The organism is Chitinophaga sp. H8 (genome assembly GCF_040567655.1).
Lineage (GTDB): Bacteria > Bacteroidota > Bacteroidia > Chitinophagales > Chitinophagaceae > Chitinophaga > Chitinophaga defluvii.
Genome location: NZ_JBEXAC010000001.1, coordinates 2,855,848 through 2,879,584 on the forward strand (window position 1 = coordinate 2,855,848; position 23,737 = coordinate 2,879,584).

Consider the following 23,737-nt stretch of genomic DNA (forward strand, 5'->3'; position numbering starts at 1 on the left):
TGTGTGAAAGAGTGGTGTACTGATTAACATAGGCTGCGTGATGGTATGAGTTTGTGGAATAAAAAGGAAGCAGCCTATGTTAAGTTCAATCTCATGGGCGTGCTACTTAATTGTAGCCGCCCTTCTTCTTGGAATTTATTATTGCTATGTGCTGGTACGCTACTACCGGAAGGAGATAAAGAATTTTATCACCCGGCGTCCGGCAGAACATGAGCCTACATCATCTAAGCCTGAATCTAACCAGCTGTCATTATTTGAAAGCACAGATGATACGCGGCTTCCCAATGAATCAGTGGACCTTTTTTCTCTCGCATTTGAACTGTCTGCCAGGATCAAGATGGTGATGGAAGTTGCAGCAGCAGAAAGATATAGCAAGGCCGGTCTTATTATTATTCTCAGAAAGCTAATCTCCGAGTACCCTGCCATTAAGGGAACAGCGTTTCAGGTTGCCATCAACAACGTGATTTTGGGTGAGAGTAAAGAATTAGGTTCAAATAGCCTACAGGATGATGATGTGTTAGCATTATGGTAGCATGATACCTCCGGTACTCCATTATATAAATGCCGGCTGCAACAGCAATGTGTGATTTTAAAAACTGTGTGTATGAAAGTGAAGTGGTTGAATTTAGAACAACACAAAAGAACAGTGTTGCTTGCCAGTACAACATTGTTACTGGAATTAGTGAATCTCTCTGTCATGGCTCAGGGACAGGCAGATGGAAAAGCTGGCATCAAGGAGGCCAGCGATAAAGTGAGGGGATATTTTGATACCGGCGTAGACCTCATGTACGGTGTAGGCGCGGTCGTTGGATTAATCGGGGCTGTAAAGGTGTATCAAAAATGGTCGAGTGGAGATCCCGATACCTCACGGGTTGCCGCCAGCTGGTTTGGTAGCTGCATTTTCCTTGTTGTTGTAGCCACGGTGTTGAAGAGCTTTTTTGGTCTTAACTGAGTGTACAATGGTGTTTTCTTAAATCCTTTTTATGGCAAACAGTATCTATTCTGTAAACAAGGGAATTAATCTCAGCATAGAATTCCGCGGGTTGAAGGCGCAATATATCTGGTATCTGGCAGCTGGCATGTTAGCAATAATGATACTGTTTGCCATTATGTATGTATGTGGCCTGAACACTTACATATGTCTGGCGATTGCTGGCGGCAGTGGTACTGGGCTTACTGCTAAGGTTTACAAATTAAGTAACACATACGGTGAATTCGGGTTAGCAAAAAAGTGGGCAAGAAAGCAGATTCCAACCTGTATACGTGCGGCTTATAGCCGGAATCTTTTTATGGGCAATTTAAATGTGAGTTATGGAAAGAGTGATGGAGGAAATGTTGCCAATAATGGCCGTAGAACATGATTGCATTTTATCAAAGAATGCAGATATAACTGTCGCGTATGAATTAGAGCTTCCTGAGATATTTACGCTGTCAGCGACAGACTATGAAGTGCTGCATCAGACTTTTATCAAGGCAATAAAGGTATTACCACAATTTACTGTTTTTCATAAGCAGGATTGGTATATCAATAAGAAGTATTCCGGCGATGGTGAAAAGGACATCGATTCTTTTCTGTCCCGCAGCAGCACCCGGTTTTTCAACGAGCGGCCTTTTCTGGACCATTCCTGTTTTATTATGCTGACGAAGATGGTAAACGACAGGAGGCCATCAACATCGCTGATGTCAAATCTGTGCCGGAAGTCAATTATTCCGGCTGCGCATCAGAATGATACTGTACTGCGTGATTTTTTGGATAGCGCCGGTCAGTTTAAAAGTATTCTTGAAGGCAGTGGGCTGATGAAGCTAAAACGCCTGCAGAATGAAGATCTACTTAGCACGCAAAGAAAGGCTGGCATTATAGAACGGTATTGTAACCTTCTGCCTGACGCAAGTAGCCCTTTTAGCAAGGATATTCTTTTTGGGGATGATATCCGGATTGGGGATGACTATCTGCAGATATATACCTTGTCCGACGCAGAAAGCCTACCGGGGTTATGTGGTAGCAGGATCAATTATGATAAATATTCCAGTGACAACTATAAATACAGTATTGGCTTTGCCGCCAGTCTTGGTCAACTGCTATCCTGTAATCACCTGTATAATCAGTTTATAATTATCGGTGATCCGGCAAAGAAGATCCAGCAGCTGGAAAAAAAGCGGCTGCGACTTCAGTCCTTATCTGCATACAGCCGAAGCAATGCTGTTGCAAGGGATGCTGTCAATGCTTTTTTGCAGGAAGCTGTAAGTGACCAGCGTTTGCCGGTAAAGGCACATTTCAATTTATGTACCTGGTCTGCGGATAAAAATGAGCTGAAAGATATCAGGAACCAGGTGGCAACGGCATTTTCCGCGCTTGACGCCTCTGCCAAGCAGGAAACCATAGGCGGTCCCCAGCTTTATTGGGCGGGGATACCAGGTAACGAGGGAGATTTCCCACAAAATGACTGTTTCGATTCCTTCTGTGAACAGGCATGTTGCTTCCTGAGTTTAGAGACAGCCTATAAAAGCAGCATCAGTCCCTACGGTATCCGGCTGGGTGACAGGCAGACGGGAAAGCCACTGCACGTAGACATTACCCATGAGCCTATGAAGCTATCGCAGATAGCCAACAGGAATAAAATTGTTATAGGTGGTAGTGGTAGCGGTAAGAGCATGTTCATGCAGTCGTTGCTTCGGAATTACTACGAACAGGGAGCGCATGTAGTGATCTTGGACGTTGGTGGTAGCTATGCCGGCTTGTGTAAACTGGTAAATGGTTATTATTTCAGTTATACAGAGGAATCCCCGATCAAGTTTAATCCGTTCTTCATATCCGAGCATGATACCCTGGACATCGAAAAAAAAGAATCGATCAAAACCTTGTTATTGTCGCTATGGAAACGAGAGAGCGAAACATTCAACCAGTCAGAATATGTGGCGCTGTCAAATGCTTTGCAGCTGTACTATGAAAAATTGGATAGTGATAAATCTATATTTCCCTGCTTTGACAGTTTCTATGAGTTTCTACAGACTGAGTATGTGACTGTATTGGAACGTGAGCGTGTTCAGCAGAAGGATTTCGACATCAACAACCTCCTGTATGTACTGAAACCATATTTCCGGGGCGGTGAATTTTCATACCTATTGAACGCAAGGGAGAACCTGAACCTGCTGGAAGAGCGGTTTGTAGTCGTAGAGCTGGACAATATTAAGGACCATCCGATTTTTCCTGCCGTTACGCTGCTGGTCATGGAAATGTTTATTTCCAAAATGAGGAAACTGAAAGGTGTCCATAAGGTAATTACCATAGAGGAAGCCTGGAAAGCCATTATGCGCAGCGGTATGGCGGAGTTCATGAAGTACTTATATAAGACTGTCAGGAAACATTATGGGGAAGCTATTACTGTAACACAAGAGTTGTCGGACCTGATTAGCTCCAGTATCGTCAAAGAGGCTATTATCTCCAATGCCGACTGCAAGATCCTCTTGGACCTCCGGAGATTCCAGAACAAGTTTCAGGAAATCCAGGCGATGCTTGGTTTGTCTGACAAGGCAAGAGATATGGTACTTTCTGTAAACAGAGCAAATGAGCCGGGGCGGCGTTATAGAGAGGTTTTTATTGACCTGGGCGGGCAGATAATGAAAGTATATCGCTTTGAACCTTCCCCGGAGGAATACTACGCTTATAGCACCGAAGAATCGGAAAAGATAAAAGTGATGGCGTACACTGAGAGATACGGTGGAGATATACAACGGGGCATCTCCGCATTAGTGCAGGATTTGAATTAACTGTTTAATCGTGATGTATGAAATGTGTGCATAGAATTTCGATCTGCCTTGTGCTTAGTTTCTGTCTTGTTATTCTACCCACACAAAGAAGCCATGCAATTGTTTGGGTGGTTGTGAAGGCTGCTTTAAAAAAGGTCATACGTGCAATGGACCTCCAGGTACAGCGAATTCAGAATAATACTATTGTTCTACAAAACGTGCAGAAGACGCTGGAAAATACGCTTTCCAAATTAAAGCTGGAGGAAATAGGCAGTTGGACAGAGAAGCAACGGCAGCTGTATTCCGGATACTTTGACGAACTGTGGAAAGTCAAAAATGCCATTGCTACCTATAAAAAGATAAAAGACGTTGTACAGCTACAGGTGGCGCTTGTAAATGAGTATCAACGGTCATTTCAGCTACTCAGGCAGGATAATCATTTTACACCGGAGGAAATAGAGTATATGTATAAAGTTTACTCCGGCATACTATCCGAGAGTTTGAAAAATATTGATCAGCTACAACTGGTAATTAATTCTTTCAGCACTAAAATGTCTGACGGGAAGCGCCTACAGATTATAGCTGATGCCGGCTCTCAGATCAGCGATAACTATACAGCATTAAGGCAGTTTACTACCTATAATATAGGTATCAGTATGCAGCGGTCCAAAGGTTCGAGTGAGATAGAAATGGTGAAGCGGTTATACGGACTGCAATGATCATATTAAATGGTGATGGTATGAAAATGTGCTTCTTGTTTTTATTGTTTATTACAGTCTCCCCGGCATTAAATGCACAGACTTTTGACGAATGGTTCCGCCAGAAAAAGACCCAGCGGGAATACCTGCTGAAGCAGATTGTTTTGCTACAGCAGTATATGGGCTATGCAAAGAAAGGATATGATATTGCTCAGAAAGGACTGACTACCATTTCTCAGATTAAGAACGGAGATTTTTCATTGCATAGCTTTTTTTTCCAGGCTTTGAAGCAGGTTAATCCACTTATTTCAGAGTATCCCAAAGCTGAAGCGCTACTTTCTTCTTTTACCTGGTCAGAAGCTACCTGCAGGAACACAATCAGAAAAGTGAATTCATCCGGGTTCCTCTCAGCCGGTGATGTAGAGTATGCCTTAGCTGTACTGGAGAATGTAAGGACTGAGAATGAAGAATCAATTAACGTTTTCCTGCTTGTAATCACTCCTGATAAACTTCAATTGTCTGATGATGAGAGATTAAAAAAGCTGGATGATCTATATGTTGAAGTATTGGACAGGCAGGCATTTATTGGCTCCTTTTGTGATGAGATTGGATTGTTGGAAAAGCAGCGCAGATCAGACATACAGGATATTGAGGTTCAAAAAGTACTTTATGGGTTAAAATAGATTTGTATGCGAGTATGGGGTTTTGTGATGTTGTTGTTCTTTTCTGTGCAGTTGTTTCCAACACATGCTTCCGCACAGGCAGATGAACTCGCTCAATTGGCTTTAAATATTCAAAAACTAAGTCAGCTGAAAAAGATTCTACAGAATATGTATGATGGATATAAGATTGTGAGCAAAGGATATAATACCGTTAAGGATCTTTCAAAGGGGAATTTTAATCTGCATGAAACTTTTCTTAATGAGTTGTTTGCTATAAATCCTGCCATCAGGAGTTACAGGCGTGTTCCTGAAATCATCAATTATCAGGGTGCTATTCTGAAACAGTATAAAAGTGCATTTGGTGCTTTCAGAACCAGCAATTTATTCAGTGTGGAAGAACTGGAATATATGGCTGCTGTCTACGGTCAGATAACTAATGAAAGTTTAAAGAATCTGGATGAACTGATTATGATAGTAACGGCCAACAAGCTCCGTATGTCTGATGATGAACGGCTGGAGGGTATTGACCGTATTTTTTATAATATGGAAGATAAATTACTTTTTCTCAAAGAGTTTAATTCTGGTGCGCAGATGCTGGGATTGCAACGGGCAAAAGAAAGAAATGATGTAGGCATGGTTCGTTTGCTTCATGGTATCAGTTACTAAATAATTATGTATGAAAAGTGCAGGGTTGATTTGTGTGTTCCTGGCAGCAGGAATTATTTTTCCCGGATACTGTTATGCTCAGGGAATAGCGGATAGTATCGGTGGTCTACATGGTGTGCTGGATAAGCTGTACGACGAGATGATTCCTCTGTGTAGCGATATGATTGAGATCGGTCAGGCTATTGCTGGTTTTGGTGCTATTTGGTTTATATCCAGCAGAGTGTGGGGGCAGATTGCCCGTGCGGAGCCGGTGGACCTGTATCCGCTTCTGCGTCCTTTCGTTATAGCTGTGGCTATTGGCTTATATGTGCCCCTGGTCCTCGGCGTAATGAACGGTATTATGAAGCCGGTTGCGGTAGCGACAGCGGGAATAGTTAAGAATTCTGATACGGCTATCGCGGTACTGCTGAAACAGAAGGAAGATGCGATAAAACGGTCTGATATCTATGAAATGTATATCGGTACCAACGGACAGGGAGATAAGGATAAATGGTATAAATATTATCATCCGAAAGATTCCACTAGAACAAATGAAGGCATGTTTGAAAGACTTGGCAATGATATAAAATTTAGCCTGGAACAAACCGCTTACAGTATCCGTAATTCTGTAAAACAGTTTCTTTCTGAAGCGCTACAGATATTATTTCAGGCGGCGTCACTATGTATTAATACAGTTAGAACATTTTATCTCATCGTGTTGGCGATAATGGGGCCGCTGGTTCTCGGTATGAGTGTGTTTGATGGCTTTCAGCAATCATTGATTAGTTGGGTTGGTAGGTATATAAATTATTTTTTATGGTTGCCTGTTGCTAACATTTTCGGAGCGATCATCAATAAGATTCAGATCAATATGCTGCTGATGGATATTGAACAGATAAAGAAGTATGGAGATACGTCTTTCGGAGCCAATGATACTGCTTACCTGATCTTTCTTGTCTTAGGCATCGTTGGTTACTTTACCGTCCCAAGTATCGCTGGATATATTGTTCACGTTGCAGGTAGTAACCCGATGTTGCAGAAAATAACCGGCATCGCAACTTCCGCCGCCACCGGTGGTGCTGGCATGGCAGCTTCCCGGCTCGGTCAGGGTATATCTAACGCATACAATGCTCCCAAGAACTTCAATGAGGGATATAGCGGAAAGAATCCCGGTTCCGGAGTGATGGCAGATATTGGCCGGGTTGCAGGATTAGGTGGTTCCCATTTGTATGATGAATTAGCGGGTAAGTAAATGTTGTGCCATGTTTAAACAATTGAGAAATATAGATACTGCCTTTAAATACATACGCAGTTTTACTATTGCTGTTGTTATAAGTAACATTATTATTTCCTGCTTCTGTTACTATAAAAGCTACCAGCTGGCAGCAAAAGTTCAGGGAATGATATATGTACTTTATGGAGATAAAGTGATAGAGGCTTTTGCAGATGACCGTAGAAACTACCTTCCAGTAGAAGCCAGGGCGCATGTAAAGGATTTTCACAGGCTGTTTTTTACCCTTGACCCGGATGAGAAGATTATTCAATCAAATATTGCGAAGTCTATGTACCTGGCTGACGCATCAGCGAGGGAAAAGTACCGCAGCCTTAAAGAGAGCGGGTTTTATACCAGCGTTATTTCAGGTAATGTAAGCCAGCGCATTGAGGTTGATAGCGTAAATGTGGATTTTAATCAGAAACCATATTATTTTAAATGCTACGCAACACTTCAGATCCGGAGGCCAACCAGTATCACCACCAGAAGCCTTGTTACTGAAGGTTATCTCCAGGATGCAAAGAGTACGGATAATAATTCTCACGGCTTTTTAATCCTGCACTGGTCAATACTGCGGAATGATGATATTAATGTGATAAATCGTTGAGCTATGAGGTGGAGATGGAAGGTGCCCAAGAATGAAACGGAGAATAGTCAGCAAGGTATTCTTTATAGGTGGCTGGATACTTTCATCCAGAAATATTTCCCTGCTATCAGGAAATCTACTAATCTATTTTCAGATAAATTGAACCGGCTTCCTAAAAGGTATTTGAAGGTTGTTGTTCTCTGTTTTTTTGGCATTGGTACTTGTGCTTTTGTATATATCGGACTTAGCAGAGATTCTCCGGGTAACAGCTTAAAAATTAAGCCGTATTCAATAAGCCGGCCAGCCAATATAATATCAGCCGATCCGGTATACACGCCGGCAGATTTGAAAAATAGTAGGAGCTATCGCAGCATAGTCCGATTTAGATATTATCTCGATAGTCTGAGATCAGTGCCAAATGGTGAAAGGACCATTGATAGCCTCTACGCCCGGTATCCTGGCATCTTTGATAGCCTTTTGCTGGTTGATAAAACAATAGGATTGCCCTAAATGTGTCATCGAAAAAATGTGAGTTATGGAAAAGACGCAATCATTATCAGAAGAATATTTAAGAAAAAGAAGATTTGCAGTTATTGCACCTCTTATAATATTTCCCTTTGTAACTGTCATCTTTTCCCTTTTAGGAGGCGGTAAAGGAGTTGCAGCACCCATGCAGAAAGGTAAAGACGCCTTTAATTATGAATTACCGGCGCCTATTCTTCAGGATGATAGTCGTATGGGTAAAATTGACTATTACGAAAAGGCAGATCGTGATTCTGCCCGATGGAGGGAAATAGCCAAACGAGATCCTTATTATGACAAGATGAATGGAGGCAATGCAGCCGATGTTCATGATTTAGATTTTAATAGCTATAAAAAGGAAGGCAGCGTAAATAATTCATTAAAGGATGGTGTGGTTGAATCCCCATATTCAGACAATAGTGAACCAGATAAAAATGTCATACGGGTGCAGCAAAAGCTGGCGCAGCTTAATAAAGAGCTTCAACGTAAGGAGGATATACAACCTCTCAATAAAGAGAGCCTTTTGCCCGTAAAAGATTCTCCTTCCGTTATTCCTGCGGTGCCCTCCGAGGTCGGGCAGCTGGAAAAAATGATGCAGGTATTGCAGGATGGTTCTCAGAGCGATCCGGAGATGGCAAAGCTGGACGGAATGCTGGATAAAATCCTTGACATACAGTATCCGTCTCGTATCCAGGATAAAATGAAGAAGCAGTCAGCCGAGCATAAGCAACTTGCCTATCCTGTTAACCGTTATAGCGAAGACATCGTTCCTGTATCATCCCTGCAACCCGCTCTTTCTGAACGTAACCATTATCCTGGTGATTCCCTGGTTATTGGTCATCAGCCGCCAAACAGATTTTATTCTGTTGATGATGACATAACATCCGGGGAAGAAGATAATGCTGTCTCAGCGGAGATTCCGGAGTATCAGACGTTAGTTTCCGGATCTACTGTAAAGATGCGTATCACCAGTGATGTTTATATCGCAGGTCGGTTAATACCAAAGAATAGTTGTGTGTATGGTGTTGCCTCTATTAATGGAGAGCGGTTGCAGGTGGAGATCAATTCAATAAGAATAGATAACTCCATCCTTCCAATATCACTGTCTGCCTATGATCTTGATGGCATGGCCGGTATATATATACCGGGAGCCATCGCCCGCGATGTTACGAAGAACTCCGCAGATCAGGCCATACAAGGTATACCTATCATGTCTATGGACCCGTCTTTAGGTGTTCAGGCCGCCAGCGCAGGTATAGAAACTGCGAAATCCTTACTCAGCAAAAAAGTTCGATTAATTAAGGTCAATATAAAGGCCGGTTATCAGGTATTGTTGAAGAACCGGCAGAATTGATATTTTCTTACAATAAAAATTCCTAGTGATGATGAAATGTGCAGTTGGAATTGCAGGCTTATTCTGCATAATAGGAAATGGTGCTGTACAGGCACAAACAGCGGATTATCGGGTTATTGAACCGACACGTTTATATGTCGCGTACAGTAAAACCTCAAATATTATATTCCCGTTCGCTATCAGCAGCGTTGATCGTGGCAGCAGGGATCTAATGGTCCAGAAGGCAAAGGGGGTAAAAAATATTTTGCAGGTGAAAGCTGGTAAGGAAAATTTTTCAGAGACTAATTTGAGTATCGTTACGGAGGATGGGAAGTTTTATTCTTTCCTGGTGGGGTATGACAGTAAACCATCTATTTTGAATCTGCAATTTTCTAAGTATAGTCAGGGGACCGATGATGAACCGGCACGTTTAACTAGAGATACCCTGAACGCTGCTGATGTGGAGAGGACAGCGGACTTGGTAAAGATCAGTAAAACAAAGCGCCGTGGGCCACATGACAAGAAATTTGAGATTGAAGCAAAATTAACTTCCGTCTATATTAAAAATGACCTCTTTTATTTTCAGGTATTCCTGGAAAATAAATCCTCTATTAATTATTACATCGATCAGTTAAAACTTTCCGTCAGAGATAGAAAGGTTGCCCGGCGTACAGCTAGTCAGGAGATTGACGTAGTGCCCCGTTATATTACCGGAAATTCAACTGTAGTAAAAGCCAGGGATAAAGGAGGTTTGGTACTTGCTGTCCCGAAATTTACCATACCAGATAAAAAACAACTCTTCCTCTTTCTGTCTGAAGAAGACGGTGGAAGGAACCTAAAGCTGAAAATTAAGAACCGTCATCTGGTTAATGCAATTCCTATTACCAATTAAAATCGTGTTTTATGGTAAATAACATTGAACACCGAGGTGGTGACGATAAGGTGATATTTATTCCAGACCACATTATTGATTCCTATAAGGTTGTTAAACACACCCATCCGGGACATTTGGTTTATGAAACAGGGCACCAGCTATATACTATCAGTTCTCATGAAGATTATCAGAGTGGCTACAAAGGACTGTTTGATGCTCTTAAAGACGAACCGATTCCTGTACATGGATTTGTAGCCTTTAGTCTATACGCTACTTATCAGGGTACGAAAATGAAATATGAATATGACGGAGAGATTATGGGGGATACTGGTTTCTATGTAGCCAGTGCATTTCCTCCTAACCGATGGAATGATCAGCAATGGACTGTAGAACAGGTTTATAATCCTTCTGCACCTTTTGCTCTTAAATATCCGGCAGGATATTACTCGAATGAACTCCGTTTTGATGGACCGGAGGTGTCGATCAATAAGGATATATATGATTTAATGCAGCAGGAGTACAATAATGGAAATGTCTGGATGGCGTTTGATACAAGAAAAGGTGAACTGAACGTAAATGATTTTGCCTTTTCTGTAAATAAATGGGGAGCAGAGCATAAATCAGTGAATCTGGGTGAGGAATACAGTGTTAAGGAGGTGGTAGAATTGAAATCAATCCCGATGGCAGTAAAAGGGATTATTTATGGCGCTCCTTCAGTAGAATGGTATGAAAGTGTTTCTCCCGTATTACTAACTAACAAATTTACCAGCGAAATGAGTGAGAAAGTATTGGAGTATCATAAGAATGATCTTCGTAAAATCGGTGCAGGGAATTCGCTTGATGATGCCCTGGCAATAAACACAAAAAGCGGTAAGCCGGAGTTTAAATTATATGATACAAAACAGTTCGGCGAAGACTTAGTTGTTGTCACATTTCCTTATAAACGATCTACCAGGGAAGGTAGTGACCTGGTTTTCCGAAATGGAATGGAATTATTGGTGCGTCCCAAAGTTGGGGAAATTCAGAAACAAACTTTTGTTATTGGAAAGGATGCCGGAAACATTACCATAAAAAACGCCTACAATGCTATGCAGCAGCGATCCTTTCTTCTGAATAAGGACACTAACGAATGGGCTTATCTTAATTTCAAAGAAACTGACAAACAGGGTAATCATCCTCTTGAAACTGTTAAAGGCTTTGATATTAGAAAAGTCGCAGGCCCTCTGCCAATCAACGACCTGAAAGATCCGGAAAAAGCAGAAGATTTATATGCTTCACTGGAAAGAGGGAACAGACAGCATGTGCAGGCTGGCGAAAAGTCTTTTTTTATTGAGGCACTACCTAAGCATGACACGCTACGTGTTTATACTGCCAGCCTGCAAAAATCAAGTATTGAAGAATTAAAGAAGGCTGCCGGTATCACCCAATCCACTGATCAGGCGAATAGGCAGGGAGTTGCTAACAACGCTTCTTCACAGAAGCAGGAGCGGCAAAAAGGGCCATCGATAAGCTAAACTAATTATTGTGAAATTGAAAATGTGATGATATGGAAAAAGCAAGGGACAGGATCACAGCATTGTATGCTGTCATAAAAAATGACAATAAAATCGGCGCTCCGCATTTAAGTCTTTATCTGGCCTTATTCCAGCTATGGTGTATGAATGACTTCGACGAACCGGTTTCAATAGATCGTAAAGAGGTGTTGGAACTGGCTAAAATAAGTAGATCCACCTACCAGCGATGTATCAATGACTTGCACGACCAGGGATATATTAAGTATATACCCTCTTACCATCCGATACTAGGAAGCATTGTTTATATGTCCGAGTGGACTGGTGGAAATTCTCCAAACAATGCACCAATCAGATTACATGGGTGAAAAGGACGCCGGTTTGTAGGAGTACGCCGGCCAGCGATAGTCCATGTAGATGGGGATAACCTGCCAAAGCCTCGTATGAGGCTTTGGTTATTTTATGCTTTTATAAATATCGTGCTATGGGTGTGGTTGAAATTGTGACGAAGGATGATTTAGCTAATTTTAAGAAAGAGCTTCTCCAGGAAATAGAGGCGATGTTGTCCAGGCATACGCCGGAAGAACCGAAAAGGTGGCTTAAAACGTATGAAGTAAAGAAGATGCTGGGGCTATCAGCAGGGACATTGCAGACTATGCGGAATAATGGGACGCTGAAGTTTTCGATGATTGGAAATTTGGCTTACTATGATTATAGTGATATTGCGGAACTAATGGAGAAAAGGAGAATATCTAAAGGTCGGTTGTAGGTATAATTTGTCATTTCGGTAAGAATTATTATTATTTTCATAACTTTTACCTGGCAGCAGATGCCTTTAATCACCCCAACCAAGTAGTTAAATATGAAAAGAAATAGTTTTAGTGGCCTTTTGATAGAAAATATTCAAGAGTTGTATTCTAATTTTATTACGGTAGCTCAATTGGATTCAGGGTTGAGCAAGGACGTTTATTTATCTTATGTCAATGAGAATTCAGATGAATTTAACGAGGTATTTGAGAAGTATCTTATAGAAGAGAGTAATAGAAAGTTTACAATCCAGTATGATAAATTTTTTAGTTTATGTTTGGATAATCAACGTACTAATTCTGCATTGAACAACTCTAGCCTTAGTCACTTTTTTTCCTATATTAATACTTGCCATGTTGTATTGAAGAATGTTGAGAAGGTCATCAGAGGGAATAAAGTTTCGACATCGGATGTTGTACTTTTAACTTTGTATGGATTCATGTTACGGCAGGCAGATCAAGTTGGACATATGCTTTTGTCGGGCTACAATGATGGAGCTTTAGTTCTTTGGAGATCATTTTATGAATATGCTCTAACCCTTAAATTATTATGTGATAAAGATGAGGAAGATTTAACAATGCGGTTTTATCATCATAGAATTAGAAACCTTAAAAAGCAAATGGAGAGTTATCAGGAGCGCCTTCAACCTTTAGGCTTCCGGGTTTTGGAAGATGAGAAGAAAAATGATATTAATGAATTTTTTGATGCAGTCGCTTCCCAACACGGTAAGAAGTTCTTAGATAATGAGTACGGCTGGGCGGATCATTTGTTCCCAGGAAAGAAACGTGCAACTGCAAGGGATTTAGAAGATCTAGTTGATTTTGGCAGGTATCGTGCGTTCTATATAAAAGCATCTGGATATGCGCATACTGGATTTGCAAATATTCAGGAATATCAGCGAGATGATAATTTTGCTCTTGATATTATCACCCTGCAAACTACTGATATTAGAAAGTTAATAGACCCTATGCAGCTTACAATAGCGGTTTTTCATGATGTAAATATAAGTTTTCTCGAATTGTTGTCAGATGAAGTTGAATTGGATATTAATATTAAAGTATTAAAGAAAATATCAGACAATTTGATGGATTCTTTTGATTTAAAAAGTACCAGTAACTCTTGAAAGTAATGCCGGTAGATTAAATTCAATCCTTGAAATAGCCCATTGGTGAGCTATTTCAAGGCGAATTATTTTACCGGCCAATCTCTTCATATTCTAAGTGAAGGACTGGATTTTTTATTTTCGGACTTGTATCGATAATTTCCATGAGTTTAGGCATTAGTACTGTTGTGAATACTTTTTCCAGTACAGTCGGGGCAATCTGCTCTAGTAGTAACGCAAATTGCTCTTCATTGATCCCTTGTATCCCGATCGTCTGACCGCTGTTAATCTTCTGTTGTACTCGTTGCATATACATCAATACCAGCGGATTTCCTACCCGTGCATAAATCATAGTAGTAGCCAACTTTTCATGTCCCATCATGATTTGCACTACTTCCGGAGGCACCCCCAGCTGCATAGTTACCGTGGTTCCGAATGTATGTCGAGCCATATACGGATGAAGTTCCACTGAAAATCCACATATAAGCCCGATTACCTTTAGGTTATCATTAAGAACCTTGTTGCTCACAAAATGGAACACAGTTTCTCTATACGATGCACCTGGCTCAAGACCGTATTCCTGAATTATTTCCTTCGCCTTCTCTAAAAGTGGTACCCATGCTGGGATTTCACTCTTTACCCTGGTATAGGTCATCCAAATATTTCCGTTTATGTCTGTAGATAATTGCTCTGGTTTAAGAGACTGCACATCTATTGGAGCCATACCGGTATAACAGCAGAAAACAAAAATGGCCCGTACTAGCTTATGTATTGGATTAATAAGGATTACATCTTCGATGATGCGTAGTTGCTCCCACGTTAGATATTCTGTCTCTTTCCGTTTGAAATTGACTGAAAAATCACTAAGGGCGTCCTTTTCACACCAGCCGTTCTTTCCCGCCCATTTAACCATCTTTTTAACCCTCTCCATGTGCTTCATGGCTCCATTCTTATTACAAGGATCATTCGGCTTAATTGGATTTTGAAGTATGTAGGTATATAGGCCGTCAATGAAATTAAAATTAAGATGGCGAAGGGGGATATCACCCGCAGCGTATTTCCATTTACAGTACCTTTCTACATAGCCGTTTGTAGCGCCATAGTTCTTGATGCTTCCTTTTTTAATCTCTGTTTTAAACTTTTCATAAGCGATTTTGCAAAGTTGGAGCATGGTGACTTTTTGGATGTCAGGGCCAATACCGAGATAACAATTTTTGATATTCTCGGCTGTCAGCACACCTTCCTTCAATTCAAGATCCTGGAAAATGCCAGTTAATTTTGATTTTACTTTTTCCAGATAAGTGGCGAATTCCTTTAATTCCTTTGAGGTAAGGTAGGGGCCACCTTTTTCTGCATCCCAATTTTCCAGCTGAAAACTACCCTTGATTGTAAGTTCTCTCTCCGGAGAATTATTACAGGCAATTCTTGCGTACACTGAGTAGTCTTTTCTTTTGTTCTTGTTTTGGCGCAGGGCATAGCGTACGCCGAAAGTGTTTTCACTTCTCATTTCTTCTTCATTTTAAATGGACAAATCATGTTCTCTGGATCGTGGCTCACAAGCCCAAAAAATGAGTAGAAACAAAGCCGTTGATATCATTTGAAATAAGATGATATCGTTTGTAATAATTTGAAATACAAATTAATACATATGACGAGGAATCTACGTAGAGTAGATAAAGTTACTCTGAAACCTACTCACGGTATTACTCTGCCGACAACTTGAAATTCGATGATATAAGATGATATGGGGCAAAAATGAAAAAGCCCGCAGATACAATATCTGCGGGCTTTTCGGCATATCGCGTAACAAAGCGTTACAATGATTTTAGCCTTTTTGTCGGGACGACAAGATTCGAACTTGCGACCTCTTGCACCCCATGCAAGCGCGCTACCGGGCTGCGCTACGTCCCGAATTATTACCGGTATGTTTATTCTTAAACGTTACCACCAGTCTTTTTACCAGCGGGATGCAAAAGTAAACATTAATTTGATTTCTAAAAATTTTGCCCCCTTTTCTTTTGAAAAAATTTAATCTGTCCTGTTAAATCTTTATCAAAAGAACGTTAAAGCTGGTATTTATCACCCCTATAATCCCCCTTCATGGCACCAGAATTAACAGTTTTATATTACATTTGCCCCGGTATTTTTGAGAAAAACCACTCTTTTTCCGACAGGTTTGATATAGATCGTACAGCATGCACATATTACTCAAAAACGTTAAGATAGTAGCACCATCCTCTCCCTTTCACGGGCAGCAAAAAGACATTTCCATTCAAAACGGCACCATCCACCAGATCGCAGATAAGCTGGAGGCAGGGACGGCTACCGTTATTTCCGGCGAAAACCTCCATGTTTCTGCCGGCTGGGTGGACCTTTTTGCACATTTCTGTGATCCGGGGCAGGAACATAAAGAAGACCTGCAAAGCGGGATAAAGGCCGCTGCCAAAGGAGGTTTTACTACGGTGATGATCGTTCCTAACACGCAACCAGCATTATATACCAAACCTCAGATCGAATACGTACTCAGCAAAACCCGTCATACTGCGGTGAATGTTTTACCCATAGGGGCTGCCACCAAAAACCTGGAAGGTACTTCCCTGGCAGAAATGTATGAAATGCAGCAGGCAGGAGCAGTGGCTTTCTCTGACGGGCTTAAACCGATTCAATCTCCTGGCCTGGTACTCAAGGCCTTGCAATATATTAAAGCCTTCAATGGCATCCTTATCCAGCTGCCGGACGAACAAAGTATCTCTGGTCACGGACTGATGCACGAAGGCCTCTATTCTACCCAACTGGGCATGCCCGGCAAACCGGCACTCTCTGAAGAGCTGATTATTCAGCGCGACCTGGAGCTGGCCCGGTATACCGATTCCCGCATCCACTTTACCGGTGTGAGCACCCGTAAAGGGATCGCACTCATTGCAGCAGCTAAAGCGGAAGGTATCAAAGTAACCTGCTCCGTAACGCCTTACCACCTGTCGCTTACCGATGCACACCTGGTTAATTACGATACACATTTAAAAGTAAATCCTCCCCTGCGTACTGCTGATGATGTACAGGCACTGCAGGAAGCCCTGCAAAACGGGGTGATCGATTGTTTTGCTACCCATCACCTGCCACAGGACTGGGATGCCAAACAACTGGAGTTTGAATATGCTAAAAATGGTATGATAGGCCTGGAAAGCTGTTTTGGCGTGCTTAGAAAGCACCTCTCCGGTATTTCTCTGGATACCCTGGTGGGCATGATGAGCGAGCAACCGCGTAAAGTGTTCGGACTGTCACCCGTAAATGTACAGGAAGGTGCTGCAGCGAATCTTACTATCTTTGATCCGGAAACAGACTGGGAATTTACTACCGCAGCAATCGCTTCCCGGTCTAAGAATTCGGCGTACCTCGGTACAACGCTGAAAGGTAAAGTAGTGGCAGTTATCAATAACAGCCAGGTACACTATAATTAATCCGCATAGAAACAGCGTGACCATGACCAGCAAAAACCATCTTATATACGGAGCAACTACAGGTGTTGTGATGATTGTTATTACCATCATCTGCTACCTGCTTGGGGTAATACAACACGAATGGGCACAGTATGCGCCTTTAGCCATCATCCTGGGAGGTGTAATCCTCTCCTGTATCAACTTTTCCAAAATACATCGCCGGGAGGTAACCTTCAGCACTACTTTTTCAAACGGATTTAAAACAGTAGCGGTCATCACCCTGATCTTTGTAATATTCGCCCTGATTTTTATCACCATTTTTCCGGATATCAAAGCACAGGCGATGGCCAACATCGCCCTGGAAATGCAAAATCAGGGACAATCTGCGGAGGCCATCGCAGCCGCACAGGGAAAGTATACCGTGGTGATGATCGGCAAGCTGTTATATGGTATCTTGTCCTTTGGTATAGTAGCGGCCCTGATTGGTGCACTGGTAGCCAAAAAAAATACAAATACACCATCACCTAAATTATAAATCACTCCTTAGCTAGTATGAGTTTAGATATATCCATCATCGTTCCCTTAAAAAACGAAGAAGAATCTCTCCCCGAGCTGGTAGCCTGGATTGATAGGGTAATGCAGGCTCATCATTTCTCCTACGAAGTATGGATGGTAGATGATGGCAGCACAGATAATTCCTGGCAGGTGATACAACAACTCGCTGCGCAGAATAAAAACATAAAAGGCATCAAATTTCAGCGTAATTATGGCAAGTCGGCAGCGCTGAATGAAGGTTTCCGTGCAGCACAGGGGAATGTGGTGATTACCATGGATGCCGATCTGCAGGATAGCCCGGATGAAGTGCCTGAACTTTACCGGATGATCGTGGAAGATGGGTATGATGTGGTGAGTGGCTGGAAAAAGAAACGCTTCGATAATACCTTTACCAAAAACCTCCCCTCCAAATTATATAATTATACTACCACCAAAATGAGTGGTGTAGCGCTGCATGATATGAACTGCGGCCTTAAATCATACCGGAAGAAAGTCGTGAAATCCATCGAGGTATATGGCGAAATGCATCGCTATATCCCCGTTATCGCCAAATGGAACGGCTTCCGGAACATTGGTGAAAAAGTAGTGGAACACCGCGCCCGTAAATACGGTGTAACCAAATTCGGCCTGGAACGTTTTATCAACGGCTTTTTGGACCTGGCGTCTATTATGTTCATCAGCAAATTTGGTAAACGCCCCATGCACCTGTTTGGCGCATTGGGTACCCTCTTTTTCCTGGTAGGGTTCCTGATCGCTTTTTACCTGGGCTTTGCCAAAATTTTTTATGATCAATATAATATGACAGACCGGCCTATCTTTTACCTGGCACTGGTGGCGATGGTAATAGGATCCCAGCTGTTCCTCACAGGTTTTATAGGTGAACTGGTGGCCCGCAATGCTACTGAAAGGAATACCTACCTGGTGGAAACCCGGCTGGAACAAAAAGACTAGTCCATCATTCCTAATCTGAATCATGTTGCTAACTAAGAAGAAAATATTAATACTAGGTACAGCCTACCCCTTCCGGGGTGGGCTGGCTGCTTATAATGAGCGCCTGGCAGAAGAATTACAACAAACGGATGAAGTGGATATCTGGACTTTCACCGTGCAATACCCCAATTTCCTGTTCCCCGGTAAAAGCCAGTATTCTACCGATCCTCCGCCTGCACACCTGAAGATACGCCGCATGATCAATGCGGTAAATCCATTCAACTGGTGGAAAGTGGGCCGGCAAATCAGAAAAATGGCGCCGGATATTATTATCGTTAAATACTGGTTGCCCTTTATGGGCCCCTGCCTGGGAACATTGCTGCGCTTAGGAAAGAAAGGGCATCCTACCAAAGTGATTGCCATCCTGGATAATGTGGTACCGCATGAAAAAAGACCAGGGGATGTTGCTTTTACCAAATATTTCCTGAAACCGGTGGATGCTTTCATTGCTATGAGCCAGTCGGTGCTGAACGATCTCAAACAATTTCAGCCCAACAGACCCATCTCCCTGATCCCCCATCCTATCTACGATAACTATGGTGCCAGGGTATCCAAACAGGTGGCCAGGGAGCATTTAAAGCTGGATCCTGATAAACGGTATATCCTCTTCTTCGGATTTATCCGCCAATACAAAGGACTTGATCTGCTATTACAGGCCATGGCAGATGAAAGGATGAAAAAACTGGACGTGCATGCCATTGTTGCGGGAGAATTTTATGAAGATGCTGCGCCTTATCATCAGCTGCTGGAAAAATTACAATTGGGCAACCGGATCATTATGCATACCGACTTCATTCCAAATGAAACAGTAAAATATTACTTCGGTGCGGCCGACTTGGTGGTACAACCCTATAAAAGTGCCACACAAAGTGGTATTTCCCAGATTGCCTACCACTTTGAGAAACCCATGGTGGTAACCAGTGTAGGCGGCCTAACAGAAATGGTACCGCATGGAAAAGTAGGCTACCAGAGTGCGCCTGATCCTGCCGCCATTGCAGCAGCGATTGAAAAATATTACCTGGAAAACCGGGAAGAAGAGATGATTGACAACCTGCGCATAGAAAAGCAACAGTACTCCTGGAGCAGACTTGCCACGGAAATACATACCTTAGCAAAAATCTAAACCGATAAATTTTCCCGTGATATACAGAAGCAAAGCACCTTTACGTTTAGGCCTTGCCGGTGGTGGTACAGATGTAAGCCCTTATTCCGATTTGTTTGGAGGGGCTATCCTGAATGCTACCATCTCTTTGTATGCCCGTGCATCCATAGAGCTCCTGGCGGATAACAAAGTTATTTTTGAATCGGCGGATAAAAAGGAATCATATACTTACGATGCAGTATATCCGCTTCCAATGGATGGGCAGCTCGATATCCTGAAAGGCGTGGTAAACAGGGTGGTGAAGGATTATGGCGCCCTGCCTTCCGGCTTTAAACTCACCACTTATGTAGATGCGCCCTCCGGCTCCGGCCTGGGCACCTCCTCTACTCTTGTGGTGGCAGTGCTGGGCGCTTTTGCCGAATGGCGGAAACTCCCGCTGGGCGAATATGATATGGCCCACCTGGCTTATTCTATTGAAAGGGAAGATCTGCAGCAGGCAGGTGGTAAGCAGGACCAATATGCGGCCACTTTTGGCGGGGTCAACTTCATGGAGTTTTATAAAGGTGACAAAGTGATCGTAAATCCGCTCCGCATCAGGGATATCTACCTCCATGAACTGGAAAATAACCTGGTACTGTTCTATACTTCTACCAGCCGCTTGTCTTCCAGCATCATCTCCGAACAGCAAAAGAACGTAAACGATAAAAAGGAAGGTTCTATTGAAGCTATGCACCAGCTGAAAGAGCAGGCCATCATGATGAAAGAGGCCCTGTTGCGGGGTACGATAGACCAGATTGGTGAGATCCTGGATTACGGCTTTAAATTCAAAAAACAAATGGCCCAGGGTATCTCCAATTCCCAGCTGGATGAGATTTACGATGCTGCCAAACAAGCTGGTGCCAGTGGTGGCAAAATATCCGGTGCCGGTGGTGGCGGATTTATGATATTCTACTGCCCCCGCAATACCCGTTTCCAGGTAGTGGAAGCATTAAATAAATTTGGCGGGGATGTAAAACGTTATCATTTTACCAATAACGGTATACAAACCTGGAGTATCTAAATTTTAAAGTCATGGACCTGATCACTAAGATAAACAATACTATACAGGAAAGCATTGCTGTAAAGCAGGCGATCTGCCAGGATGAAACATTGCTCAATACCATACAGGCCGTAGCGATGGCTATTACCAACAGCCTGAAGGCAGACCATAAAGTGCTCTTTTGCGGCAATGGCGGCAGCGCGGCTGATGCACAACACCTGGCAGCAGAATTTTCCGGCCGGTTTTATAAAGACCGGGAACCACTATACGCAGAAGCATTACATTGCAATACCTCCTATCTTACTGCCGTAGGAAACGACTATGGCTATGATCAGGTATATTCCCGCATTTTAAGAGGCATAGGCAAACCCGGTGATGTACTGGTGGGTATTTCTACTTCCGGCAATTCTGTCAACATCCTGGAAGGAATGAAAGTGGCTAAAGACAAAGGCATGATTGTCGTAAGTATGACAGGCAGCTCCGGAGGAAAAATGAAAGCAGGCAGTGACTTCCTGATCAATGTCCCCTCCCAGGATACTCCCCGCATCCAGGAAGCGCATATTACTATCGGACATATCATCTGCGAAATTGTAGAAACAAATCTCTTTGGCGCATGATCCGGGAATGTATCGTACTGGCAGGTGGCCTGGGTACACGCCTGCGCAGCGTAGTGGCCGATAAACCCAAATGCATGGCTCCCGTACACGGGCGGCCTTTTTTATTTTATCTCCTGCATTACCTCCACAAACAAGGTATTACCCATGCCGTACTGTCCCTGGGCTATAAATCAGAACAGGTGATAGACTGGTGCAATCATACCCCACTCCCGTTACGTGTGTCCTTTGCCGTAGAGCCCGAACCACTGGGTACAGGCGGGGCTATCCTGCATGCTTTGCCATTCCTGGAAAATGATGCGCATTTTATTGTAAACGGAGATACTTTTTTCAACGTTTCCCTGCCGGCATTCTATGCATTTCACAAAGACCAGCAGGCGGCATTATCCCTGGCGCTAAAGCCTATGCAGCAGTTTGAACGGTATGGCAGTATTGCTACCAACGCTGCCCAGCAGATCATCGCTTTCCGCGAGAAACAATACTGTGAAACCGGACTGATCAACGGAGGGGTATATCTTACTACCGCTACCTACCTGAAAAGCCTCAGGCTGCCCCAAAAGTTTTCTTTTGAGCAGGCTGTACTGGAAACACAGGCTACTTCCCGACAACTATATGGCTTTACCAGCCCTGCCTATTTCATTGATATCGGCATTCCGGCTGATTATGAACAGGCACAGCAGGACCTGCCATTGCGAACAGCCAGTACCTTGTTCCTCGACCGGGATGGGGTGATCAATGAAGAAATCCCGCAATCCTATGTGCTGCATACCGGAATGTTCCGCTTCAATGAAGGAGTACTGCCGGCACTGGCCCTGCTGACAAAACAATTTTCCCGTATCCTGGTGGTCACCAACCAGCGTTGTATTGGCAAAGGCATGCTTACCACTGCCGGATTACAGGAGATCCACCAACATATGCTGGATGAAATTGCACTCCACAACGGCCGTATTGATAAAATCTATTTTTGCCCCGAAGTGGAAAGCAATCATCCTTGCCGTAAGCCCAACAATGGGATGGCACTCCAGGCGCAACAGGATTATCCGGAGATCGACTTTTCACAGGCGATCATGGTGGGTAATACCCTGAGCGACATGCAGTTTGGCAGGAATATGGGTATGACTACCGTATTCATCCCTTCCACCCTGCCAGATACGCCATTCCCCCATCCCCTGATTGATGCGCGGTATGCCGGTCTGTGGGAGTTTGCACAGGCAATACAATAATTTCACTACTCAAACCGTAATATTGATATGGTAAAAAACATATTCCTGCTACTATTACTGGTTATTTCAGGCTCCTGCCTGCAGGCGCAACGCTTAAATCCTGCAGGGTATGCCCAATTACAGCAACAGCAGGACTCCCTTCAATACCTGAGCCAGCAAACTTTTGGCGGAAAAGATGAAGATACCCGGCAAAAAGCATGCGACCGGCTGATACCTGCGCTGGTACATGCCCTGAAAACGCCATATTCCTTCTATTTCCCATTCGACTCCCTCAAAACAGTGTCTACCCAGTATCCCAAAGACAGTACCTTCCGCATTTTTACCTGGGCGCTGGAAAAAGACAATGGTTTTTACCGCCATTATGGGGCTATTCAAATGAATACCAAAGACGGACAACTGAAACTGTTCCCCCTCTTCGACAATTCAGACTATGCCGCCAATGTGGATACAGTAGGTGATAACAAAGCCTGGTTCGGCTGCCTGTATTACAATATCAGTCAGCAACACTTCTTTAACCAGGAATATTATACCCTCTTCGGATGGGATGCCAATAACCTGCGCAGTCAGAAGAAAATAATGGAAATGCTCCGCTTTAAAAACGGACGGCCCATATTTGGTGGCCCGTTTTTCAGCTTTGCAGAAGATAGTGTTCCTAAACGCACCCAAAACAGATTTATCATAGAGTATAAAAAGGATGCTTCCGCTACGCTTAACTACAATGCAGAAATGGATATGGTGGTATATGACCACCTGATTTCACAAACGGATGAACCTGGTAAAAAATACACCTACGTGCCCGATATGGACTATGAAGGATTTAAATGGAAAGCCGGTAAATGGGTACACGTAAACAAAGTATTCAATGATGCTTTGCCCCAGGGAAAAGTACCGGTACAGCAACCTCTGGATCAGCGCAAGAAGAATATCATGCACCCGCAAACAGAAGAAGATATGGAGGCTGAGAAAAAAGCCAAACAGGAACAGCAAAAAGCGGCCAGAAAAAAAGGTTAAACCTTC

General features: G+C 43.0%; 24 protein-coding genes and 1 tRNA gene. 23 read left to right on the forward strand and 2 right to left on the reverse strand.

Features of this window, described 5'->3' with window-relative positions:
* Positions 1–76: 76 nt before the first annotated feature.
* The 15 genes from ABR189_RS10795 (at position 77) to ABR189_RS10865 (ending at position 13,781) form a co-directional block, all read left to right on the forward strand.
* Entirely contained in the window at positions 77–532 is a 456-nt protein-coding gene (locus tag ABR189_RS10795; protein ID WP_354660496.1) for a hypothetical protein, read from the forward strand.
* Between the two features lie 72 nt (positions 533–604).
* The gene (locus tag ABR189_RS10800) at positions 605–952 is read left to right on the forward strand and encodes a DUF4134 domain-containing protein (RefSeq protein WP_354660497.1); all 348 of its coding nucleotides are present in this window, start codon (positions 605–607) and stop codon (positions 950–952) included.
* A gap of 31 nt (positions 953–983) precedes the next feature.
* Complete coding sequence (locus tag ABR189_RS10805) at positions 984–1,361, forward strand: DUF4133 domain-containing protein (RefSeq protein WP_354660498.1); 378 nt, start codon at positions 984–986, stop codon at positions 1,359–1,361.
* Complete coding sequence (locus tag ABR189_RS10810) at positions 1,312–3,768, forward strand: TraG family conjugative transposon ATPase (protein ID WP_354660499.1); 2,457 nt, start codon at positions 1,312–1,314, stop codon at positions 3,766–3,768. Before ABR189_RS10805 ends, ABR189_RS10810 begins: the two co-directional genes overlap by 50 nt.
* Before the next feature lie 146 nt (positions 3,769–3,914).
* Positions 3,915–4,466: a conjugal transfer protein TraI gene (locus ABR189_RS10815; RefSeq protein WP_354660500.1), complete on the forward strand. Its 552-nt coding sequence runs from the start codon at positions 3,915–3,917 to the stop codon at positions 4,464–4,466.
* Complete coding sequence (locus ABR189_RS10820; RefSeq protein WP_354660501.1) at positions 4,463–5,128, forward strand: hypothetical protein; 666 nt, start codon at positions 4,463–4,465, stop codon at positions 5,126–5,128. The genes ABR189_RS10815 and ABR189_RS10820 overlap by 4 nt, the downstream gene beginning before the upstream one ends.
* 6 nt (positions 5,129–5,134) lie before the next feature.
* A complete protein-coding gene (locus ABR189_RS10825) occupies positions 5,135–5,773 on the forward strand; it encodes a TerB family tellurite resistance protein (protein WP_354660502.1) in 639 nt (212 codons plus the stop codon).
* A 10-nt stretch (positions 5,774–5,783) separates the two neighbouring features.
* Positions 5,784–7,004 carry a conjugative transposon protein TraJ gene (traJ, locus tag ABR189_RS10830; RefSeq protein ID WP_354660503.1) on the forward strand — a complete coding sequence of 407 codons (1,221 nt, stop codon included), beginning with the start codon at positions 5,784–5,786 and terminating at the stop codon, positions 7,002–7,004.
* Positions 7,005–7,014: 10 nt separating this feature from the next.
* Entirely contained in the window at positions 7,015–7,632 is a 618-nt protein-coding gene (gene traK, locus ABR189_RS10835; protein WP_354660504.1) for a conjugative transposon protein TraK, read from the forward strand.
* A 514-nt stretch (positions 7,633–8,146) separates the two neighbouring features.
* Positions 8,147–9,487, forward strand: coding sequence for a conjugative transposon protein TraM (traM, locus tag ABR189_RS10840; protein WP_354660505.1), 1,341 nt, complete (start codon positions 8,147–8,149; stop codon positions 9,485–9,487).
* Positions 9,488–9,515: 28 nt separating this feature from the next.
* Positions 9,516–10,358 (forward strand): conjugative transposon protein TraN, encoded by an 843-nt coding sequence (traN, locus tag ABR189_RS10845; protein WP_354660506.1) that lies wholly within the window; start codon positions 9,516–9,518, stop codon positions 10,356–10,358.
* Between the two features lie 11 nt (positions 10,359–10,369).
* A complete protein-coding gene (locus ABR189_RS10850; protein WP_354660507.1) occupies positions 10,370–11,854 on the forward strand; it encodes a hypothetical protein in 1,485 nt (494 codons plus the stop codon).
* A gap of 32 nt (positions 11,855–11,886) precedes the next feature.
* Entirely contained in the window at positions 11,887–12,219 is a 333-nt protein-coding gene (locus ABR189_RS10855) for a hypothetical protein (protein WP_354660508.1), read from the forward strand.
* A 116-nt stretch (positions 12,220–12,335) separates the two neighbouring features.
* The gene (locus tag ABR189_RS10860) at positions 12,336–12,620 is read left to right on the forward strand and encodes a helix-turn-helix domain-containing protein (RefSeq protein WP_354660509.1); all 285 of its coding nucleotides are present in this window, start codon (positions 12,336–12,338) and stop codon (positions 12,618–12,620) included.
* Positions 12,621–12,713: 93 nt separating this feature from the next.
* Positions 12,714–13,781 (forward strand): DUF5677 domain-containing protein, encoded by a 1,068-nt coding sequence (locus ABR189_RS10865; RefSeq protein WP_354660510.1) that lies wholly within the window; start codon positions 12,714–12,716, stop codon positions 13,779–13,781.
* 70 nt (positions 13,782–13,851) lie between these two features.
* Here the strand turns inward: ABR189_RS10865 and ABR189_RS10870 are convergent, their stop codons facing one another.
* Together ABR189_RS10870 and ABR189_RS10875 are read right to left on the reverse strand one after the other, a co-directional pair.
* A complete protein-coding gene (locus ABR189_RS10870; protein WP_354660511.1) occupies positions 13,852–15,267 on the reverse strand; it encodes a site-specific integrase in 1,416 nt (471 codons plus the stop codon).
* A gap of 330 nt (positions 15,268–15,597) precedes the next feature.
* Positions 15,598–15,671 (reverse strand) — tRNA-Pro (locus ABR189_RS10875).
* Positions 15,672–15,955: 284 nt separating this feature from the next.
* On the opposite strand from ABR189_RS10875, the gene ABR189_RS10880 reads away from it, so the two are divergent.
* From ABR189_RS10880 to ABR189_RS10915, 8 genes are read left to right on the forward strand one after another with little or no spacing between them, the layout of a single operon-like run.
* The gene (locus ABR189_RS10880) at positions 15,956–17,218 is read left to right on the forward strand and encodes a dihydroorotase (RefSeq protein ID WP_354660512.1); all 1,263 of its coding nucleotides are present in this window, start codon (positions 15,956–15,958) and stop codon (positions 17,216–17,218) included.
* A gap of 22 nt (positions 17,219–17,240) precedes the next feature.
* Complete coding sequence (locus tag ABR189_RS10885; RefSeq protein WP_354660513.1) at positions 17,241–17,732, forward strand: DUF4199 domain-containing protein; 492 nt, start codon at positions 17,241–17,243, stop codon at positions 17,730–17,732.
* 17 nt (positions 17,733–17,749) lie between these two features.
* On the forward strand, positions 17,750–18,703 hold the full coding sequence (locus ABR189_RS10890) for a glycosyltransferase family 2 protein (RefSeq protein WP_354660514.1): 954 nt from the start codon (positions 17,750–17,752) through the stop codon (positions 18,701–18,703).
* Between the two features lie 22 nt (positions 18,704–18,725).
* A complete protein-coding gene (locus tag ABR189_RS10895; protein ID WP_354660515.1) occupies positions 18,726–19,865 on the forward strand; it encodes a glycosyltransferase in 1,140 nt (379 codons plus the stop codon).
* A gap of 16 nt (positions 19,866–19,881) precedes the next feature.
* Positions 19,882–20,904, forward strand: coding sequence for a GHMP family kinase ATP-binding protein (locus ABR189_RS10900; protein ID WP_354660516.1), 1,023 nt, complete (start codon positions 19,882–19,884; stop codon positions 20,902–20,904).
* Positions 20,905–20,915: 11 nt separating this feature from the next.
* The gene (locus ABR189_RS10905; protein WP_354660517.1) at positions 20,916–21,500 is read left to right on the forward strand and encodes a D-sedoheptulose-7-phosphate isomerase; all 585 of its coding nucleotides are present in this window, start codon (positions 20,916–20,918) and stop codon (positions 21,498–21,500) included.
* The gene (locus tag ABR189_RS10910) at positions 21,497–22,720 is read left to right on the forward strand and encodes an HAD-IIIA family hydrolase (RefSeq protein WP_354660518.1); all 1,224 of its coding nucleotides are present in this window, start codon (positions 21,497–21,499) and stop codon (positions 22,718–22,720) included. The genes ABR189_RS10905 and ABR189_RS10910 overlap by 4 nt, the downstream gene beginning before the upstream one ends.
* Positions 22,721–22,747: 27 nt before the next feature.
* Positions 22,748–23,731, forward strand: coding sequence for a hypothetical protein (locus ABR189_RS10915; RefSeq protein WP_354660519.1), 984 nt, complete (start codon positions 22,748–22,750; stop codon positions 23,729–23,731).
* Positions 23,732–23,737: the final 6 nt, after the last annotated feature.

What these genes read in the sequence shown, in the direction of transcription:
- ABR189_RS10795 (WP_354660496.1), top strand. Translation starts at nt 77, where the DNA reads ATGTTAAGTTCAATCTCATGGGCGTGCTACTTAATTGTAGCCGCCCTT.
- ABR189_RS10800 (WP_354660497.1), top strand. Translation starts at nt 605, where the DNA reads ATGAAAGTGAAGTGGTTGAATTTAGAACAACACAAAAGAACAGTGTTG.
- ABR189_RS10805 (WP_354660498.1), top strand. Translation starts at nt 984, where the DNA reads ATGGCAAACAGTATCTATTCTGTAAACAAGGGAATTAATCTCAGCATA.
- ABR189_RS10810 (WP_354660499.1), top strand. Translation starts at nt 1,312, where the DNA reads ATGGAAAGAGTGATGGAGGAAATGTTGCCAATAATGGCCGTAGAACAT.
- ABR189_RS10815 (WP_354660500.1), top strand. Translation starts at nt 3,915, where the DNA reads ATGGACCTCCAGGTACAGCGAATTCAGAATAATACTATTGTTCTACAA.
- ABR189_RS10820 (WP_354660501.1), top strand. Translation starts at nt 4,463, where the DNA reads ATGATCATATTAAATGGTGATGGTATGAAAATGTGCTTCTTGTTTTTA.
- ABR189_RS10825 (WP_354660502.1), top strand. Translation starts at nt 5,135, where the DNA reads ATGCGAGTATGGGGTTTTGTGATGTTGTTGTTCTTTTCTGTGCAGTTG.
- traJ (WP_354660503.1), top strand. Translation starts at nt 5,784, where the DNA reads ATGAAAAGTGCAGGGTTGATTTGTGTGTTCCTGGCAGCAGGAATTATT.
- traK (WP_354660504.1), top strand. Translation starts at nt 7,015, where the DNA reads ATGTTTAAACAATTGAGAAATATAGATACTGCCTTTAAATACATACGC.
- traM (WP_354660505.1), top strand. Translation starts at nt 8,147, where the DNA reads ATGGAAAAGACGCAATCATTATCAGAAGAATATTTAAGAAAAAGAAGA.
- traN (WP_354660506.1), top strand. Translation starts at nt 9,516, where the DNA reads ATGATGAAATGTGCAGTTGGAATTGCAGGCTTATTCTGCATAATAGGA.
- ABR189_RS10850 (WP_354660507.1), top strand. Translation starts at nt 10,370, where the DNA reads ATGGTAAATAACATTGAACACCGAGGTGGTGACGATAAGGTGATATTT.
- ABR189_RS10855 (WP_354660508.1), top strand. Translation starts at nt 11,887, where the DNA reads ATGGAAAAAGCAAGGGACAGGATCACAGCATTGTATGCTGTCATAAAA.
- ABR189_RS10860 (WP_354660509.1), top strand. Translation starts at nt 12,336, where the DNA reads ATGGGTGTGGTTGAAATTGTGACGAAGGATGATTTAGCTAATTTTAAG.
- ABR189_RS10865 (WP_354660510.1), top strand. Translation starts at nt 12,714, where the DNA reads ATGAAAAGAAATAGTTTTAGTGGCCTTTTGATAGAAAATATTCAAGAG.
- ABR189_RS10870 (WP_354660511.1), bottom strand. Translation starts at nt 15,267, where the DNA reads ATGAGAAGTGAAAACACTTTCGGCGTACGCTATGCCCTGCGCCAAAAC.
- ABR189_RS10880 (WP_354660512.1), top strand. Translation starts at nt 15,956, where the DNA reads ATGCACATATTACTCAAAAACGTTAAGATAGTAGCACCATCCTCTCCC.
- ABR189_RS10885 (WP_354660513.1), top strand. Translation starts at nt 17,241, where the DNA reads ATGACCAGCAAAAACCATCTTATATACGGAGCAACTACAGGTGTTGTG.
- ABR189_RS10890 (WP_354660514.1), top strand. Translation starts at nt 17,750, where the DNA reads ATGAGTTTAGATATATCCATCATCGTTCCCTTAAAAAACGAAGAAGAA.
- ABR189_RS10895 (WP_354660515.1), top strand. Translation starts at nt 18,726, where the DNA reads ATGTTGCTAACTAAGAAGAAAATATTAATACTAGGTACAGCCTACCCC.
- ABR189_RS10905 (WP_354660517.1), top strand. Translation starts at nt 20,916, where the DNA reads ATGGACCTGATCACTAAGATAAACAATACTATACAGGAAAGCATTGCT.
- ABR189_RS10910 (WP_354660518.1), top strand. Translation starts at nt 21,497, where the DNA reads ATGATCCGGGAATGTATCGTACTGGCAGGTGGCCTGGGTACACGCCTG.
- ABR189_RS10915 (WP_354660519.1), top strand. Translation starts at nt 22,748, where the DNA reads ATGGTAAAAAACATATTCCTGCTACTATTACTGGTTATTTCAGGCTCC.